The following is a 15,610-nucleotide window of genomic DNA, read 5'->3' on the forward strand; positions in this document are numbered from 1 at the left end:
GGTTTCGCGCAAGCTGATTGCGGTGGCCATGCGATGGTGGAAGCATCACCAGGAAGTCCTGATCCATGCCAAGCCCGACCTTGTACCTCGTTCACGAGCCGGAAAAGGCCTGTCTCGACCGGCTGGTCGCCGACGGCTTTCCGGCCGAACGTGCGCTCGAAATCTCGTCCTATCTGGCGCAATCGACCGATCTCGCCCCGGAATTCGATGACCTCGCCGCTGCTTGCGCACGGCGCGGCCTCACCTTCATGCCCGTTGAGCTCGACGATGCGGCGGCAGCGCTGGCGAAGGCCGATCCGCAGACGACCATTGTGTGGACGCTGACCGATGGCATTGCCTATTTCCGCGGTGCTGCGGCGCCCGCACTCGCCAGGCTGAACGGGCTCAGAACCATCGGCGCCGACGATGCGCTGTTCGCGCTCTGCCAGGACAAGTTCCGTTCCGGCGCCGTGCTCGGTGCGCTCGGCCTGCCGGTGCCGCAGGCGGGTCTCGCCCGCGATGGCCACTGGCTGGCCGAGCCGCCGCCGTCAGCCGCGGGCTGGTTCGTCAAGCCGAACCGACTCGGCTCCAAGGTCGGCATCTGGCCGGATTCGCACTGCAAGGGCCTGCCCCATGCGCTGGAACTCAGCCGGCGTGTCTACGCGGCCTACCGTGACGATGTCGTCGTCCAGCCCTATGTCGCCGGCCGAAATGTGCGCGCCAGCTTTTTGGGCCTTGAGCCGGGAACCGGCCCGGAGGCGCTCGGTATCGCTTTCGTCGACTCCGGCGGCGATTTCCAGACCATGGCCGACTCGATGGCGCTGTATGGCGACACCGGCGAGGCCGCCAGGGCGGCGGGAGAGTACAAGGAGCCGCTGCTGGAGCCGGTCGCCGACAACCAGCCCGGCGCCGCCGCAACCATCCGCCGCATCGCCGAGCGGCTGGTCAGTGGGCTTGGCCTGCGCGACGTATTCTCCATCGATTTCAGGGTCAAGGCCGACGATCACGTCCAACTCATCGAGTTCGAGGTCTGCCCCGGCCTGCCCTGCTTCGATTTCCGCGCCTATTGTCGGCAGCAATGGGGCATGACGCTGGCCGATGCGATGGCCGCAACTGCGGCCAATCGGCTGAGCGGCTAAACCCCTTCGACGAGTACGATTTCGCCGTCGGCCACTTTCTGGCGGATGGCGACGGCGCGCTGGTATTCCGGCGAGTGGTAGCAATCATGCGCCACGCCAAGCGATTCGAATTCGATGATGACGTTGCGGGCGCGCCCGGGGCCTTCGGCCTTTTCGTGCTCGCCGCCGCGCGCCAGGAATTTCGCGCCGAAGCGCTCGAAGGCCAGCTTCGACGCCGCGACATAGTCCTTGTAGCCTTCGGCGTCGCGCACATCGACGCGCGCGATCCAGTATCCCTTGGGCATCTGTTTTCTCCTCGCTTCCTTCTTTGACGCAATCCCGGACGGGAAAACCGCTTCACACTTTTCCTGGAATTGCTCTATGCCGAGCGCATCTCTTCCAGTATGGCCTCCGCCGCCGCGCGCCTGTCGCTTGCCGCGACGATCGGCCGGCCGACGACCAGATGGCTGGAGCCGTTGCGGATCGCCTGAGCGGGCGTCACCACGCGCTTCTGGTCGCCATGGTCGCTGCCCTTGGGGCGGATGCCGGGGGTCACCACCGCCAGGTCGGGTCCGACGATGCGGCGCACCGCTTCCGCCTCCTCGGCAGAGCAGACGACGCCGCCCATGCCGGCATGCAGCGCCTGTTCGGCACGCCTCAGCACCAGCGTGTGCGGGTCGTATTCATAGCCGGCGTCGATCACGTCCTGCTCGTCCATTGAGGTCAGCACGCTGACCGCCAGCAGGCAGAGATCGCTGCCCTGGGCGGCCTCCACCGCGGCCCGCATTGCCTTGGGATAGGCGTGGATGGTAAGCATGGTCATGCCCATGCGCATAATGTTCTCGACACCCTTGGCCACCGTGTGGTCGATGTCGAGCAGCTTCATGTCGAGAAAGATCTTGGTCCCGCCGCTGGCCAACTCGCGGGCAAAGTCGAGCCCGCCGGCGAAGGCCAGCTGATAGCCGATCTTGTAGAAGGAGACGACGCCGTCGAGCGCGCGCACCGCCTCTTCGGCCTCTTTCACCGTCGGCACATCGAGGCCGACGATCAGCCGGTCCCTCATGGTCTCGGCCTGGATTGCCTTGGCGATCAAGGTTCGACCCTGGTCGACAGCATGCGCGAGGTTTCGATCAGCGTGCGGCATAGGTGCTCCATCGATCTGTGCAGTCGTTCATCACGGAAGTTGCCGTCACTGTCGAAGGCATTGCCGCCTTCGGGCACCGAGCACTCCGGCGTCACCACCTCCATCTGGCAGCGTACCAACACGGCGCGCAGATGGTTGATGCAGCGTATCCCGGCGAAATGTCCGTTGGAAGACGAGCACAGGCCCGCGACCTTGCCGGCAAGCGGCCTGACCGACCGGCCGCCATCGGCGCGCACCCGGCTTACCCAGTCGATCGTGTTCTTGAGCAGTGGCGGGATCGAGCCATTATATTCCGGCGTCGCAATCAGCAGCCCGTCATGGGCTGCGATCAGCCGACCAAGCTTCACGGCATTGTCGGGGACGCCTTTTTCCTTTTCGAGATCTTCGTCCAGGATCGGCAGCGGATAGTCGGCCAGCGAAATGCGGGTCACCTCGGCGCCCCGCATGGCCAGCTCCTTCTGCGCCACATCGGCGGTTCTGCCGCTGAAGGCGCCGCTGCGCACCGAGCCGGCAAAAACGAGGATTTTCGGGATCACTGCCATTGGCCAACCTTGTCCCGGGACAGGTACAGCCAAGGATCACTCAAATCAATGCGCCTCGCGCCGGTAGATCCACAGCTGCGTTGGCGGGATGTTGCGAATGATGAAATCGAAATGCTTGACGGTGTAGTTGCCGCGGCCGGGCGGGATCGGCGACAGCGGCCCGTAGGTCAGCTGTACGATCGGCCGCCCCACCGGGATGCGGTCGAGCAGGCTTTCGATATAGGTGATGCGCTGGGCAACCGGGAAATTGAGCAGCGGCACGCCGGAGACGACGGAATCGAACACCATCCCGCTCTTCTCGCCAAGCGTGGCGTTGAGATTGAAGGCGTCGCCCTCGATGACGTTGACGCCGGGATAGAGCTGCCGCAGGTGGCGCACGAAATCGGTGGAATATTCGACCGCGTAGAGGTTTTCGGGCTTCACGCCCAAGGCGAGAATTTGGCGGGTGATGACGCCTGTGCCGGGGCCGACCTCGAGAACCGGCAGGCCGGACTTCGGATTGACGATGGAAGCCATCTTGCGGGCGGTGATGGAACTTGTCGGCACGATCGATCCGACGGTCTTCGGCTTGTCGATCCAGCCTTTAAAGAATTTCAGTTCGTCGTCGAACTTTTCCGCCAGCGCTTTCCGCAATCCCGGACCACGTGCCATGCAAGTTCTCCTCAACCACCCCCCTGCACGCTACTTAGCAGCTAACAGGTCCAAGGCAAGGCGCGATCTGGCATAAGATGTTGATGACGTTCGGGAAGCGCCAAACGCAAGTCGCCCAAAAGTGCCCGGCGGTTTTGGGATAGCGACTTGCGTCAGGAAAAGATCAGCGCTCGCCGAATGACTCGAAAAAGTCCTTCATGCGAGCGAAAAAGCCGCTCGACTGGGGCGAATTGTCTTTTGAGGACAGCTGTTCGAACTCCTCCAACAGCTCGCGCTGGCGCCGCGACAGGTTCTGCGGCGTCTCGACTGCGGTCTGGATATAGAGGTCGCCGACATTGGGCTGGCGCAGCACCGGCATGCCCTTGCCCTTGAGGCGGAACTGGCGGCCGTTCTGGGTGCCCTCGGTGACTTTCACCTTGGTCTGGCTGCCGTCCAGCGTGGTCACCTCGAAGGAGCCGCCAAGGGCGGCCGTCGTCATCGAGATCGGAACCTTGCAGTAGAGGTCGGCGCCGTCGCGCTGGAAGAATTCATGCGGTTTGACCGCCAGGAAAATATAAAGGTCGCCGGACGGGCCGCCGCGCAAGCCGGCCTCGCCCTCGTTGGCAAGCCGGATGCGGGTGCCGTCCTCGATGCCGGCCGGGATGTTGACCGACAGCGAGCGCTCCTCGGTGACGCGGCCCTGCCCGGCGCATTTCGGGCATGGGTCCTTGATCGTCTGGCCGCGGCCCTGGCATTGCGGGCAGGTGCGCTCGATCGAGAAGAAGCCTTGCGTGGCGCGGACCTTGCCGTGGCCATGGCACATCGAGCAGGTCACCGGCTGGGTACCGGGCTTGGCGCCGGTGCCGGAGCATTCCGTGCATGAGATCGAGGCCGGCACGCGGATCTGCGCGGTCTTGCCGGTAAAGGCCTCTTCAAGAGAAATTTCCATGTTGTAGCGCAGATCGGCGCCGCGCTCGCGGCCGCCCGACGAACGGCGCTGCCGCCCGCCCATCATGTCGCCGAAAATATCCTCGAAAATGTCGGCAAAGCCGCCGGCGCCGAAGCCGTGCGCGCCGCCATTCATGCCCTGTTCGAAGGCGGCATGACCGAAACGGTCATAGGCCGCGCGCTTCTGCGGGTCCTTCAGCGTCTCGTAGGCTTCGTTGATTTCCTTGAACTTGTGCTCGCAGGCATGGTCGCCTGGATTGCGGTCGGGATGGAACTGCATGGCGAGCTTGCGGAAAGCGCTCTTGAGCTCCTTCTCGTCGGCGCCCTTTTGTACGCCCAGCGTCTCGTAGAAATCAGCTTTCATCTTTTCCCGCAGTCCGGATGCTCAACGTCTTGATGCATGTTGCGTCGTTTGCCGGCACGTTGCCTCGATTTAGGAGCGGTGCTGCCCGGATGCTAGGGGCCGGCGCGGACTTGTTCGTGTTTTTCAGCGACTTTTTCGGCAGGACCCGCACTTTTTTCAGCGAGGGTTGCAAAAAAGCCCGGCTTTGCGCCGGGCTTTCAGCTTTATCTTGCCGTCAACCGGTTCAGGCCGACTTCTTCTTGTCGTCGTCTTCGTCGATTTCTTCGAAATCGGCGTCGACCACGTCGCTATCCTTGGCGGCGTCCGCCTTGGCGTCGGCTTCCGCCGCTTCCTTCTGCGAGGCCTCGTACATGGCCTGGCCGAGCTTCATCGAAGCTTCGGCAAGCGCCTGCGACTTGGCCTCGATGTCGGCGGCGTCATCGCCTTCGGCAGCAGCCTTCAGCGCCGCGATCGCATCCGATATCGCCGTGCGCTCGGTTTCCGAAACCTTGTCGCCATATTCCTTCAGCGACTTCTCGGACGAATGCACCAGCGCCTCGGCCTGGTTGCGGGCCTCGACCACGGCGCGACGCTTCTTGTCGGCGTCGGCATTGGCCTCGGCGTCCTTGACCATCTTCTCGATGTCGGCGTCCGAAAGACCACCCGAAGCCTGGATGCGGATCTGGTGCTCCTTGCCGGTGCCCTTGTCCTTGGCCGAGACGTTGACGATGCCGTTGGCGTCGATGTCGAAGGTGACCTCGATCTGCGGCACGCCGCGCGGCGCAGGCGGAATGCCGACCAGGTCGAACTGGCCGAGCGCCTTGTTGTCGGCGGCCATTTCGCGCTCGCCCTGGAAGACGCGGATGGTCACGGCCGACTGCGAATCTTCAGCGGTCGAGAACACCTGGCTTTTCTTGGTCGGGATCGTCGTGTTGCGCTCGATCAGTCGGGTGAACACGCCGCCCAGCGTCTCGATGCCGAGCGACAGCGGGGTCACGTCGAGCAGCAGCACGTCCTTGACGTCGCCCTGCAGCACGCCGGCCTGGATGGCGGCGCCGAGCGCGACGACCTCATCGGGGTTGACGCCCTTGTGCGGCTCCTTGCCGAAGAACTGCTTCACGATTTCCTGGATCTTGGGCATGCGGGTCATGCCGCCGACCAGGACCACCTCGTCGATCTCGCCAGCCTTCAGGCCGGCATCCTTGAGCGCCGCCTTGCAGGGGTCGATGGTGCGCTGGACGAGGTCGTCGACCAGCTGCTCGAACTTGGCGCGCGTCAGCTTCAGCGTCAGGTGCTTCGGGCCGGTCGCGTCGGCGGTGATGAAGGGCAGATTGATTTCGGTCTGCGTCGTCGACGACAGCTCGATCTTGGCCTTTTCAGCCGCCTCCTTGAGGCGCTGCAAAGCGAGCTTGTCGTTCTTCAGGTCGATGCCCTGTTCCTTCTTGAACTCGGCCGCCAGGTATTCGACCAGGCGCATGTCGAAATCCTCGCCGCCGAGGAAGGTGTCGCCATTGGTCGACTTGACCTCGAACACGCCGTCGCCGATTTCGAGCACCGAAATGTCGAACGTGCCGCCGCCAAGGTCATAGACGGCAATGGTCTTGCCATCCTTCTTGTCGAGGCCGTAGGCGAGCGCGGCTGCCGTCGGCTCGTTGATGATGCGCAGCACTTCGAGGCCGGCGATCTTGCCGGCATCCTTGGTGGCCTGGCGCTGGGCGTCGTTGAAATAGGCCGGAACGGTGATGACCGCCTTCTCGACCTTCTCGCCGAGATAGGCTTCCGCCGTTTCCTTCATCTTCTGCAGGATCATGGCCGAGATCTGGCTGGGCGACTGCTTCTTGCCGCCGGCCTCGACCCAGGCATCGCCATTGTCGCCCTTGACGATCTTGTAGGGGACAAGCTTCTTGTCCTTCTCCGTCACCGGATCGTCATAGCGGCGGCCGATCAGGCGCTTGACCGCGAAGATGGTGTTTTCTGGATTGGTGACCGCCTGGCGCTTGGCCGGCTGGCCGACGAGACGTTCGCCGTCGCCACTGATGGCGACGATGGAAGGCGTCGTGCGCGCGCCTTCCGCATTCTCAATCACCTTGGGTTCCTTGCCATCCATGATGGCGATGCAGGAGTTGGTGGTGCCGAGATCGATACCGATTACTTTTGCCATTTTTCTAGTCTCTCCGCTAAGCAGGCTCTCAGGACCCGTAAGGCGTTCCGACGAAAGCCCCTGTTCACAAGAAATCCCGTTTGGCGACCGGTGTTCCGCCGCCGCAGGGCTGGCGCGTATATAAGAACAGGCGGCATCGGGCGCAAGCATTCTGCGCACGGCGTCCACTATGCGCCAAATCGACCCCTTATAGGGGCGGAAGCGGCCGAGCGGACAGCATTGTGGACGAAAACGCCGCTTCTCATCGTTTTTGCCGCGGTTATAGTGCCATATCGTTTGGGGACCTGGATGATGCGTTGGATTTTTGGGCGATTGCTCGCTCTTTTTGCCGTTGCCAGCCTGTCATGGGCCGCTTGCCCGCCGGCCCAGGCAGTCGAGTTCCAGACCATCACCATCAAGGTCGGCTATGGCGCAGGCGGCGGCTATGACCAGACATCCAGGCTGATTGCCCGTCATCTCGGCCGGTTTCTGCCCGGAAATCCCAGCATCATTGTCCAGAATGTGCCAGGCGGCGGCAGCCTGAAGCTCACCAAGATGCTTGTCGGCAGCGAACCGGCCGACGGCAGCGTCATCGCCTCGGTCAGCGAGGCAATGTTCTATGCTCCGATCCTCGATCCCGAGAATGCCAGTTTCGACCCGCTCGCCCTGCAGTGGATCGGTTCGCTGGTCGACGACCCGGCCTATTGCCTGACCAGCAAGCAATCCGGCATTGATACGATGGAAAAGTTCCTGCAGGAGGATTTCCTGATCGGCGCGACAGGCAAGAACAGCACCACCTACATCTTCGCCGCACTGGCCAAGAATGGCATGAAGGCCAGATACAAGATCGTCACTGGCTTCGACGGCACCGCCGACATCGAACTGGCCATGCAGCGCGGCGAGATCGCCGGCATGTGCGGAGTATCGAGCTCCCTGCTCAGGAGTGATCGCGCCGCGATCAACATCATCGGCAGGTTCGGGCAGGGCGGTTCCGGCGCGACGCCGAGCATTTCGGCAACCATCGCCGACCCGACGGCACGTCAGGCGGCCGACCTTATCGAATCGGCGTTGCACATTCACCATCCGCTCGTCGCCCCGCCCGGCGTGCCGAAAGAGACCGTCGACGCGCTGCGCAAGGCCTATTCCGCGATGGTCGTGGACGCCGATTTTCTCGCCGATGCCACGAAGCTTGGCGACCTCACCCTCAATCCGACATCCGGCGAAGCGATCAGCCAGTTGGTCGCGCAACAGCTGAAAGCTGCGCCTGCGGTCTTCGCCGCCGCCCGGGAACTCGTGAAATAGGCCTCCGGTGGACCTGATCCTTACCGCCATTGCGGAGATGGCGCAGCCATTCCGCATGCTCATGCTGGTCACCGGCGTGTTCGCCGGCCTCGTTGTCGGTGTCGTGCCGGGCATTGGCGGCCTGTTCGCCATGGCCCTGCTGATTCCGATGACCTACAATATGGACCCCTATGCCGCCTTCGCGCTGCTGCTCGGCATGGGCTCTGTAACCACCACATCGGACACCATTCCGGCGATCCTGTTCGGCGTTCCGGGCACGGTTGGTGCCGCGGCGACCGTGCTCGACGGCCACGCCATGGCCAAGAAGGGCGAAGCGGCGCGGGCCTTCGGCGCCTCCTATTCGGCCTCGATGATCGGCGGCGTGTTCGGCGCGCTGGTGCTGGCCGCGGCAATTCCGGTCATGCGCCCGCTGGTGCTCTACCTCAAGACGCCCGATTTCTTCGCCATTTGCGCCTTCGGCCTTTCGATCGTCGCCATTCTCGCCGGCAGCCAGCCGTTGAAGGGGCTGGCGGCGGCGATGCTCGGCATGCTCGCCTCCTTCATCGGCATCGACAGCATTGCCGGGGTCGAGCGCTGGAGTTTCGGCCAGGTCTACCTCTGGGACGGCTTGCCGATTTCGCTGGTCTTCCTCGGCCTGTTCGGGCTGCCCGAACTTGCCTCGCTGCTGCTGCGCGGCTCCATCCAGGGCAATGCCGAGCGGCCGACCTATGCCGGCATGTGGCAAGGCATCAGGGATACGCTGCGCGAATGGCCATTGGTGCTCCGCTGCAGCGCTATCGGCTCGCTGCTCGGCGCCGTGCCCGGAATCGGCATCGCCGTGCTCGACTGGATCGCCTACGGCCATGCCTCGCGCCGGCCGGGTCCGGGTCCGAAATTCGGCCAGGGCAATGTACGTGGCGTCATTGCACCGGAAAGCGCCAACAACGCCAAGGAAGGCGGCTCGCTGATCCCGACCATCGCCTTCGGCGTGCCGGGATCGGCTTCGATGAGCATCCTGCTCGGCGCCTTTGTCATCCACGGCCTTGTCCCCGGCCCCGACATGCTCGGCAAGAACGCGGCGATCACCGTTTCGATGGTGCTGTCGGTCGCCGTCGCCAACATCGTCGGCGCCGTCACCTGCCTGCTGTTGACCAGGCAGCTGGCGCGTATCGCGCAAGTATCGGCAGCGATCCTGGTGCCGCTGGTGGTCACCTTTATCGTCGTCGGCGCCTACCAGACCAATATGAGCGCTTTCGACTTCCTGCTGGTGATGCTGGTCGGCGCTGTCGGCATGGCGATGAAGGAGCTCAACTGGCCGCGCTCGGCCTTTTCGCTCGGCTTTGTGCTCGGCCCCAGTCTCGAAAACTACTTCTTCCTCGCCTACCAGATTTCCGGTTGGGCCTGGCTGAAACAGCCTCTGGTGCTCATCCTGCTTGGCCTCGCCATTGCCGGCGTGGTCCGGCAGACCGTGTCCTGGATCAAGGCCCGCGGCGATGCCGGCGCCTTGCCACCGGCGCTGCCCGATATCGCTGCCAGCGGCGCATTGACGCTGCTTGGCGCGGCGGCCCTGGCCACCGCACTCCTCGATTTCCCCTTCGAAGCCGCCGTCTTCCCGGCCATCACGGCCGGCCTTCTGACGCTGTTTTCTCTTCTGACAACCATCCAGACCGGGCTGCGCTGGCGAAAGCCAATCCCTGCCGGCGGAGCCGATATGACGTCGGCCGGCGAATGGCAGCCTTCCGATGGGCCGGCGATGAAGGGCAATCTCGCCGTGCTTGGCCTCTGCCTGGCGCTCGCCTTTCTGGTCCTGCTGGCGGGCCATCTCGCCGCCACCTTCGTCTTTGTGGCCGGCGGCATCTGGATGCTGGGATCGCGGTCGCCGAAAATGGCGCTGGCTGTTGCCGCGGGCACGACGCTTTGCATTTATGCGGTGTTCGATCTCCTGGCGTCGCAGCCCTGGCCGACGCCCTGGCTGGCCGGTCCTTTCAAAGCCTTCTGAGGAACAACCGCCGCTCATGCAGGTGGCGAAGCGGCGAGCCTTAACCTGTTGAAGCAAAAACGCTACGGTTTGGCGGCGGCCGGCGACAGCGTTTCGACAAGGCGGCGGCGCAGCAGTTTGCCATTGTCGCTGTAGGGCAGTGACGTTACCAGCCTGACCTCGCGCGGCCGCCGGTCGGGCGAGATGTTGGCGCGCAGGAAGGCCTCGAATTCGGCAACGCTTCCCTGGTCGGAGACGATGAAGGCGGCGATCTCCTGGCCCATCGTCGCATCGGGAAAGCCGGCGACCGCGACATCCCGGACCTTGGGATGGGCGCGGATCAGCTTTTCCAGTTCCTGCGGCGCGACATTGACGCCGCCGCGCACGATCATGTCGGCCTCGCGGTCAACGATGGTCAGGAACCCTTCCTCGTCGAGGAAGCCGATGTCGCCGGGAATGCCCCAGCCGTCGCCCATCACCTTAGGGTCGACAAACGGCTTGTTACCGGCCGACACCACCGCCGAAACCATGGTCGACGTCCAGGCCTTGATCAGTCCGCTCTCGCCCGTGTCGAGCACGCGCCCGTCCGCATCGAGAATTTCGACGCGCACATCGGCAAACGGACGCCCGGCGGTGCTGGGCTTGGCCAGCACGTCGGCGCCGGACAGCGTGGTGATGCCGCCGGTCAGGCTCGACGCATAATTGATGCGATATCCCGGCGAAAGGTTGCGATAGGCCGCCAGCTTGTCTTCGACGGTTGCAGGTCCGCCGATGCTGAAAAGCACCGCCAGGTCCGGCAGCAACCGGGTCGAGCGTTCGCCCACTTCGCGCACCAGCCGCGTAATCACCGGCGGCGGCAATGCCGATCCGCTGGCCTGGAACGACAGCAGACCCTCGATCAGCTCCGACGGCGTGAACAGCGGCGGAAAGAAATTGATCGTCCCGCCATGGCGCAGATAGCTGAACACCTGATGGCGCGTCGCCGAATAGGACATCACCATCGGGGTCAGCAGGCGCATGACCGTTCCATTCAGCCCACGCCGGTGCGACGTCACGCGTCCGGCAAGCGCCTCATGCGATTGCAGATAGCCTTTTGGGTCACCGGTCGTGCCCGACGAGAACATCAGGAAGGCCGGGTTGCTGTCGTCGCCGCCGTCTCCAGCAAAGGGCGCTGGCGAGGTGTGCTTCCAGTCGTCCTGGAAAAGTACGCCCGGATAGACATCGTCACCCGGCGGGCTGCGGCTTTCCAGAATCAGCGTCAGGACGAAGTCGCGCGCAAACTGCGCCCGCTGGCTGCGCGGCGCGCGAAAGTCGGCAATCGAAACCGTGGCGCCGAGCTTCCAGCAGGCCAGGATCGACAGCACCACGTCGATGTTGCCGATCATGGCCAGGCCGACGCGATCGCCGGAGCGAATGCCGAGGGCGCTGAAATTGGCGGCGAGATGGTCGATCTGGGTCAGCGCCTGCGCATAGGTGATCTGGTCGCGGCCACTGACCATTGCAACACGGTCGCCATGGCCGGCGAAGGCGGCCAGTACGTCGCGGCCAAAACCCATCTAGCGGACCGGCATTGCGGCCGGCGCGCGCGTGGCGTCGAGGAAGGCGATGATGGTGGCGTCGATCGCATCCATGTTGGCGGCGCGGAACTTGTCATGCGTGCCCGGCATGACGACCGTCTCCACCCGCGTGTTCTCGCTCGCCCAGTCTTTGTACTGCTCGACCGTGGTGGCGCTCCATTCCGAGCTGGCGATGACCAGCATGTCGCACGGGTAGGACGACGGCAGGAAACCCGCGGCTGCCCGCACCAACATGCTCTTGAAGGCTTTCTGCCTGGTGTGGCGCCCGAGCCTGGACTGCCCAAGCCCGACCGCCGCCAGGCCGTCGCGCAAGAGCCGCCAGTAGACGACCTTACGGGTGATCTGACGCCGCCTTTGCGCGGTCATTCGATTGTCCGCCATCGGCTTGAGCCAGGCCGAACCCAGCGGCGGCGGATCGATCAGAAGCAAGGCCGGCCGCTCGCCGGTCGCCTCGTATGTCAGCCGCCCGACTTCGATCGCCAACAGCCCGCCAAGGCAGATGCCGCCGATGACGTGCGGGTGCTGGCCGGTGGCCGAGCTCAAGCCGTCGAAATAATTGGCGCTGATTTCCTCGACGCTTTCATACGGCGTCTCGCCGGGCTCGAGCCCCATGCCGCGAACGGCGATGATGGAATAGCGCTGCTTCAGCGCCTTGCCGAAGCGATTCGCAAACAGCGCCGAACCGGAAATGCCATGGATCATGGCGATCGGCTCCTGGCCGTGGCTGCCGGAAACCTGGACCGCCAGCCGCCGCGCCGGATGCTCGGGCAATTGCAACGAGATCAGCCTGCCGAATTCGCGCGGCGTCGGCGCTTCGAGCAGCACCGAGGTCTGCAGCTTCCCGCCGAACCGGCTTTGCACCGCAAGAACAAGGGTTTCCGCGGCCAGCGAATCGCCGCCGAGATCGAAGAAATTGTCGTCGAGGCCGACTGCGGCCAGCTGCAGCTCTTGCGCAAAGATGCCGGCGATCGCCTGCGCCGGCCCGCTGCCCAGCGCGGTTCGGTCTGCCCGGACGGCGTTATGCATGTTCATCGGCAAGCCCTTGAACCGATGGAATTGCCGTCTCCGGCAACAGGGCATCCTCCTGAATGCCTGTCCGCTTTTAACCCACAGCCTATGCGTTGAACAAGTAGCCTAGCCCTGCGTAATACCGGCGGGCGCGGGTCCGAAGGCCCGCGCGCACAGCGCCTGCAGCTTTGGAAAGACATGGCTACCGCCGGCAATCACCTGCGTGCCGTGGCTGAGCACCGTCCTGGGGTCCGGCCTCAGCACCGTACCGCCGGCCTCTTCCACCAACAGCATGCCGGCCAGGCAGTCCCACGCATTCATGTGCTCCTCGACATAGCCGAGCAGCCGCCCGGATGCCGCATAGGCCAGCATCAGCGCGCCCGAAGCATTGCGGAAGAAGACGCCGCCTTCAGCCATGATCAAGCCGACGAGCACCGCGACATGTCTGGTCTCGGCGCGGTTCGACAGCCCGGTTCCGACCGATCCCTCGCTCAAGCCGGCGGTGCTGGCCTTGATCGGCCGGCCATTGACGAAGGCGCCGCCGCCGCGGCGGCCGTGGAAGGTCTCGCCGGTCGACGGCTCGTGGATGACGCCGACGACGGCCTCGCCGTCCCTGGCGCAGGCGATGACCACGCACCAGGCCGGAATGCCACGCACGAAGTTGGCGGTGCCATCGATGGGGTCGATGACCCAGACATGGCCGGTCGATCCGGCTACCGCTTCATGTTCTTCGCCGACGATGCCGTCCTGCGGATAGGCGGCGGCGATCGCGGCGCGGATGAACAGCTCCACCTCGCGGTCGCCATCCGAAACCAGGTCCTGATGGCCCTTGCTCTCGACAGTCAGGTTTTCGAGGTCGCGAAAATATTTCAGCCCGAGCTCGCCGGCGCGACACGCCAGATCGATGGCGAAATGCATGCGCTGGTCGAGATCATGGGTCACGGCAGGGCTCTTGGCTGAGGAAGGCGTCTGCCCTTACCAGACGCGCATCTCAGGCAAAAGCGTCACGCGGCCTGCGACAGCGATTTATGCGCCTCGGCCAGGATCTCGAACGAGCGCACGCGGGCTGCATGGTCGAAAATCTGCGCCGTCACCATCAGTTCGTCGGCGCCGGTGCGGCGCACGAAGGCGTCGATGCCTTGCCGGACGGTTTCGGGCGAGCCGACAACGGCGCAGGACAGTGTCTGCGAAAGCATGGATTTCGCCATCGGCTCCAGCGTCTGGTCATAGCCCTCGACTGGCGGCGGCAAACGGCCCGGCCGCCCGGTGCGCAGATTGACGAAGGCCTGCTGCAGCGAGGTGAACAGCAGTTTTGCCTCGGCATCGGAGGGTGCTGCAAAGACGTTGAGGCCGAGCATGACATAGGGCTTGTCCAGCTGTTCCGAGGGCTGGAAGCGCGAGCGGTAGATCTCAAGCGCATGGTCGAGCTCGGCCGGGGCGAAATGCGAGGCAAAGGCGTAGGGCAGGCCAAGCATGGCGGCGAGCTGCGCGCCGTAGAGGCTTGAGCCGAGGATCCACACCGGTACCTTTTGGCCTTCGCCGGGCACGGCGTGGATGCGCTGGCCCTCTTCGGCCGGCTGGAAATAGCCCATCAGCTCGACGACATCCTGGGGAAAATTATCTGACGCCTCGAGATTGCGGCGCAGTGCGCGCGCCGTGCCCATGTCGGTGCCGGGCGCGCGGCCGAGGCCGAGATCGATGCGGTCGGGGTGCAGTGCCGCCAGCGTGCCGAACTGCTCGGCAATGACCAGCGGCGCGTGGTTGGGCAGCATGATGCCGCCGGCGCCGACGCGGATGGTCTTGGTGCCGCCGGCGACATGGGCGATGACGACGGCGGTCGCCGCACTGGCGATGCCCGCCATGTTGTGATGCTCGGCCAGCCAGTAGCGCTTGTAGCCCAGACGCTCGGCATGGCGGGCAAGGTCGAGCGAATTGGCCAGCGATTGCGAGGCGTTGCTGCCTTCGACGATCGGCGACAGGTCGAGTACGGAAAGAGCGGTCATGGGCCTCAAGCCTTTACGATGTTCAGCTGCCTGACCTTGGTTTCGAAGGCGGCGCGGTCGGGGATGATGATGTCGAGCTGGCTTTCCAGAATGTCGGCAAATTGGGTGGCCGTTTCGATCTCGCGGTGCTCAGTGCGGCCGCCCAGGTGATGTGTCGACAGGCGGTTGTTGCGCAGCGCATAGCGCCGGTCGGGCATGGCTCGCGCCGCAACGACAGAGGACAGAAAGTGCGAACTCGGATTGGTCGACAAATAGTAGTTGGCGACAGCATAGTCGACCTCATAGGCCGGCTGCATGTCGAAGCGGTAGAGTGAGTGCCACTCGCCGCCGACATTGGCCTGAACCCGGAAATTGTCGGATGTCTCGATGATGCGGAATGCTTCGTGCGGGGTCTGTTGTTCGAGGCCCGGCTCAAGCAACAGCGGTGCAGTCATCGTCAGCCCGCCAAAGCCGACATCGGCAATGTAGGTGCGGCCGTCGAGCTCGATGCGCAGCAGCATGTGGCTGCGCGCGGTGATGGCATCGTCGGGCAAGCCCCGCAGAACCCGCGCGGCGAGGCCGCTGACCTCGAAGCCCAGCGCGTCCAGCGCATGCATGAAAATCAGATTGTGTTCGAAGCAGTAGCCGCCACGGCGGCGCACGAAAATCTTGTCCTGCAGCGAAGCAGGATCGAGCTTCACCGCGATGCCCAGCAACGGATCCATGTTCTCGAACGCGATGGCTTGCGGGTGGAGGAGGTGCAGCGCCTTCAACGTATCCAGCGACGCATCCCGCGAACCGGCATAGCCGATGCGGTGGAAATAAGCGTCGAGGTCGAAGGAGGCATCGGTCATGGCAGGGTCCGGCTTGACCGGCTCGATATAGGCACTCGATCGAAAGACGACAAACAAGACACGACAGGCAGGCGCGACGAGCGATG

The 15,610-nt window shown here is 64.2% G+C and carries 14 protein-coding genes; 3 read left to right on the plus strand and 11 right to left on the minus strand.

Annotation, left to right across the window (positions count from 1 at the left end):
- Positions 1-65: 65 nt before the first annotated feature.
- Complete coding sequence (locus tag ACWGTI_RS24620) at positions 66-1,118, plus strand: D-alanine:D-lactate ligase-like protein (RefSeq protein ID WP_454589535.1); 1,053 nt, start codon at positions 66-68, stop codon at positions 1,116-1,118.
- Here the strand turns inward: ACWGTI_RS24620 and ACWGTI_RS24625 are convergent.
- The 6 genes from ACWGTI_RS24625 to dnaK form a co-directional block, all read right to left on the minus strand.
- Positions 1,115-1,402, minus strand: coding sequence for a DUF1330 domain-containing protein (locus ACWGTI_RS24625; RefSeq protein ID WP_454589536.1), 288 nt, complete (start codon positions 1,400-1,402; stop codon positions 1,115-1,117). The genes ACWGTI_RS24620 and ACWGTI_RS24625 overlap by 4 nt on opposite strands.
- A 74-nt stretch (positions 1,403-1,476) precedes the next feature.
- Positions 1,477-2,190: an orotidine-5'-phosphate decarboxylase gene (pyrF, locus tag ACWGTI_RS24630; protein ID WP_454589537.1), complete on the minus strand. Its 714-nt coding sequence runs from the start codon at positions 2,188-2,190 to the stop codon at positions 1,477-1,479.
- Complete coding sequence (locus ACWGTI_RS24635; protein WP_454589538.1) at positions 2,187-2,783, minus strand: NADPH-dependent FMN reductase; 597 nt, start codon at positions 2,781-2,783, stop codon at positions 2,187-2,189. The genes pyrF and ACWGTI_RS24635 overlap by 4 nt, the downstream gene beginning before the upstream one ends.
- Positions 2,784-2,828: 45 nt before the next feature.
- Positions 2,829-3,434 (minus strand): phospholipid N-methyltransferase PmtA, encoded by a 606-nt coding sequence (gene pmtA, locus ACWGTI_RS24640; RefSeq protein ID WP_454589539.1) that lies wholly within the window; start codon positions 3,432-3,434, stop codon positions 2,829-2,831.
- 163 nt (positions 3,435-3,597) lie between these two features.
- On the minus strand, positions 3,598-4,725 hold the full coding sequence (dnaJ, locus tag ACWGTI_RS24645; protein WP_454575446.1) for a molecular chaperone DnaJ: 1,128 nt from the start codon (positions 4,723-4,725) through the stop codon (positions 3,598-3,600).
- Positions 4,726-4,948: 223 nt separating this feature from the next.
- Positions 4,949-6,865 (minus strand): molecular chaperone DnaK, encoded by a 1,917-nt coding sequence (gene dnaK, locus ACWGTI_RS24650; RefSeq protein WP_454575445.1) that lies wholly within the window; start codon positions 6,863-6,865, stop codon positions 4,949-4,951.
- A 288-nt stretch (positions 6,866-7,153) separates the two neighbouring features.
- Here dnaK and ACWGTI_RS24655 point away from each other — a divergent pair, with 288 nt between their 5' ends.
- Positions 7,154-8,146, plus strand: a complete 993-nt coding sequence (locus tag ACWGTI_RS24655) for a Bug family tripartite tricarboxylate transporter substrate binding protein (RefSeq protein WP_454589540.1) — start codon at positions 7,154-7,156, stop codon at positions 8,144-8,146.
- Between the two features lie 7 nt (positions 8,147-8,153).
- On the plus strand, positions 8,154-10,124 hold the full coding sequence (locus ACWGTI_RS24660; RefSeq protein ID WP_454589541.1) for a tripartite tricarboxylate transporter permease: 1,971 nt from the start codon (positions 8,154-8,156) through the stop codon (positions 10,122-10,124).
- 62 nt (positions 10,125-10,186) lie between these two features.
- On the opposite strand, the gene ACWGTI_RS24665 is transcribed toward ACWGTI_RS24660, so the two are convergent.
- The 5 genes from ACWGTI_RS24665 to ACWGTI_RS24685 form a co-directional block, all read right to left on the minus strand.
- Positions 10,187-11,659: a class I adenylate-forming enzyme family protein gene (locus ACWGTI_RS24665; protein WP_454589542.1), complete on the minus strand. Its 1,473-nt coding sequence runs from the start codon at positions 11,657-11,659 to the stop codon at positions 10,187-10,189.
- Complete coding sequence (locus ACWGTI_RS24670) at positions 11,660-12,712, minus strand: thioesterase domain-containing protein (RefSeq protein WP_454589543.1); 1,053 nt, start codon at positions 12,710-12,712, stop codon at positions 11,660-11,662.
- A gap of 102 nt (positions 12,713-12,814) precedes the next feature.
- On the minus strand, positions 12,815-13,630 hold the full coding sequence (locus tag ACWGTI_RS24675) for an inositol monophosphatase family protein (protein ID WP_454589544.1): 816 nt from the start codon (positions 13,628-13,630) through the stop codon (positions 12,815-12,817).
- A 62-nt stretch (positions 13,631-13,692) separates the two neighbouring features.
- The gene (locus tag ACWGTI_RS24680; RefSeq protein ID WP_454589545.1) at positions 13,693-14,691 is read right to left on the minus strand and encodes an LLM class flavin-dependent oxidoreductase; all 999 of its coding nucleotides are present in this window, start codon (positions 14,689-14,691) and stop codon (positions 13,693-13,695) included.
- Between the two features lie 5 nt (positions 14,692-14,696).
- On the minus strand, positions 14,697-15,524 hold the full coding sequence (locus ACWGTI_RS24685) for an arylamine N-acetyltransferase family protein (protein ID WP_454589546.1): 828 nt from the start codon (positions 15,522-15,524) through the stop codon (positions 14,697-14,699).
- Positions 15,525-15,610: the final 86 nt, after the last annotated feature.

Source organism: Mesorhizobium sp. ArgA1 (assembly GCF_053714375.1).

What these genes read in the sequence shown, in the direction of transcription:
- ACWGTI_RS24620 (WP_454589535.1), top strand. Translation starts at nt 66, where the DNA reads ATGCCAAGCCCGACCTTGTACCTCGTTCACGAGCCGGAAAAGGCCTGT.
- ACWGTI_RS24625 (WP_454589536.1), bottom strand. Translation starts at nt 1,402, where the DNA reads ATGCCCAAGGGATACTGGATCGCGCGCGTCGATGTGCGCGACGCCGAA.
- ACWGTI_RS24635 (WP_454589538.1), bottom strand. Translation starts at nt 2,783, where the DNA reads ATGGCAGTGATCCCGAAAATCCTCGTTTTTGCCGGCTCGGTGCGCAGC.
- pmtA (WP_454589539.1), bottom strand. Translation starts at nt 3,434, where the DNA reads ATGGCACGTGGTCCGGGATTGCGGAAAGCGCTGGCGGAAAAGTTCGAC.
- dnaJ (WP_454575446.1), bottom strand. Translation starts at nt 4,725, where the DNA reads ATGAAAGCTGATTTCTACGAGACGCTGGGCGTACAAAAGGGCGCCGAC.
- dnaK (WP_454575445.1), bottom strand. Translation starts at nt 6,865, where the DNA reads ATGGCAAAAGTAATCGGTATCGATCTCGGCACCACCAACTCCTGCATC.
- ACWGTI_RS24655 (WP_454589540.1), top strand. Translation starts at nt 7,154, where the DNA reads ATGATGCGTTGGATTTTTGGGCGATTGCTCGCTCTTTTTGCCGTTGCC.
- ACWGTI_RS24665 (WP_454589542.1), bottom strand. Translation starts at nt 11,659, where the DNA reads ATGGGTTTTGGCCGCGACGTACTGGCCGCCTTCGCCGGCCATGGCGAC.
- ACWGTI_RS24670 (WP_454589543.1), bottom strand. Translation starts at nt 12,712, where the DNA reads ATGAACATGCATAACGCCGTCCGGGCAGACCGAACCGCGCTGGGCAGC.
- ACWGTI_RS24680 (WP_454589545.1), bottom strand. Translation starts at nt 14,691, where the DNA reads ATGACCGCTCTTTCCGTACTCGACCTGTCGCCGATCGTCGAAGGCAGC.
- ACWGTI_RS24685 (WP_454589546.1), bottom strand. Translation starts at nt 15,524, where the DNA reads ATGACCGATGCCTCCTTCGACCTCGACGCTTATTTCCACCGCATCGGC.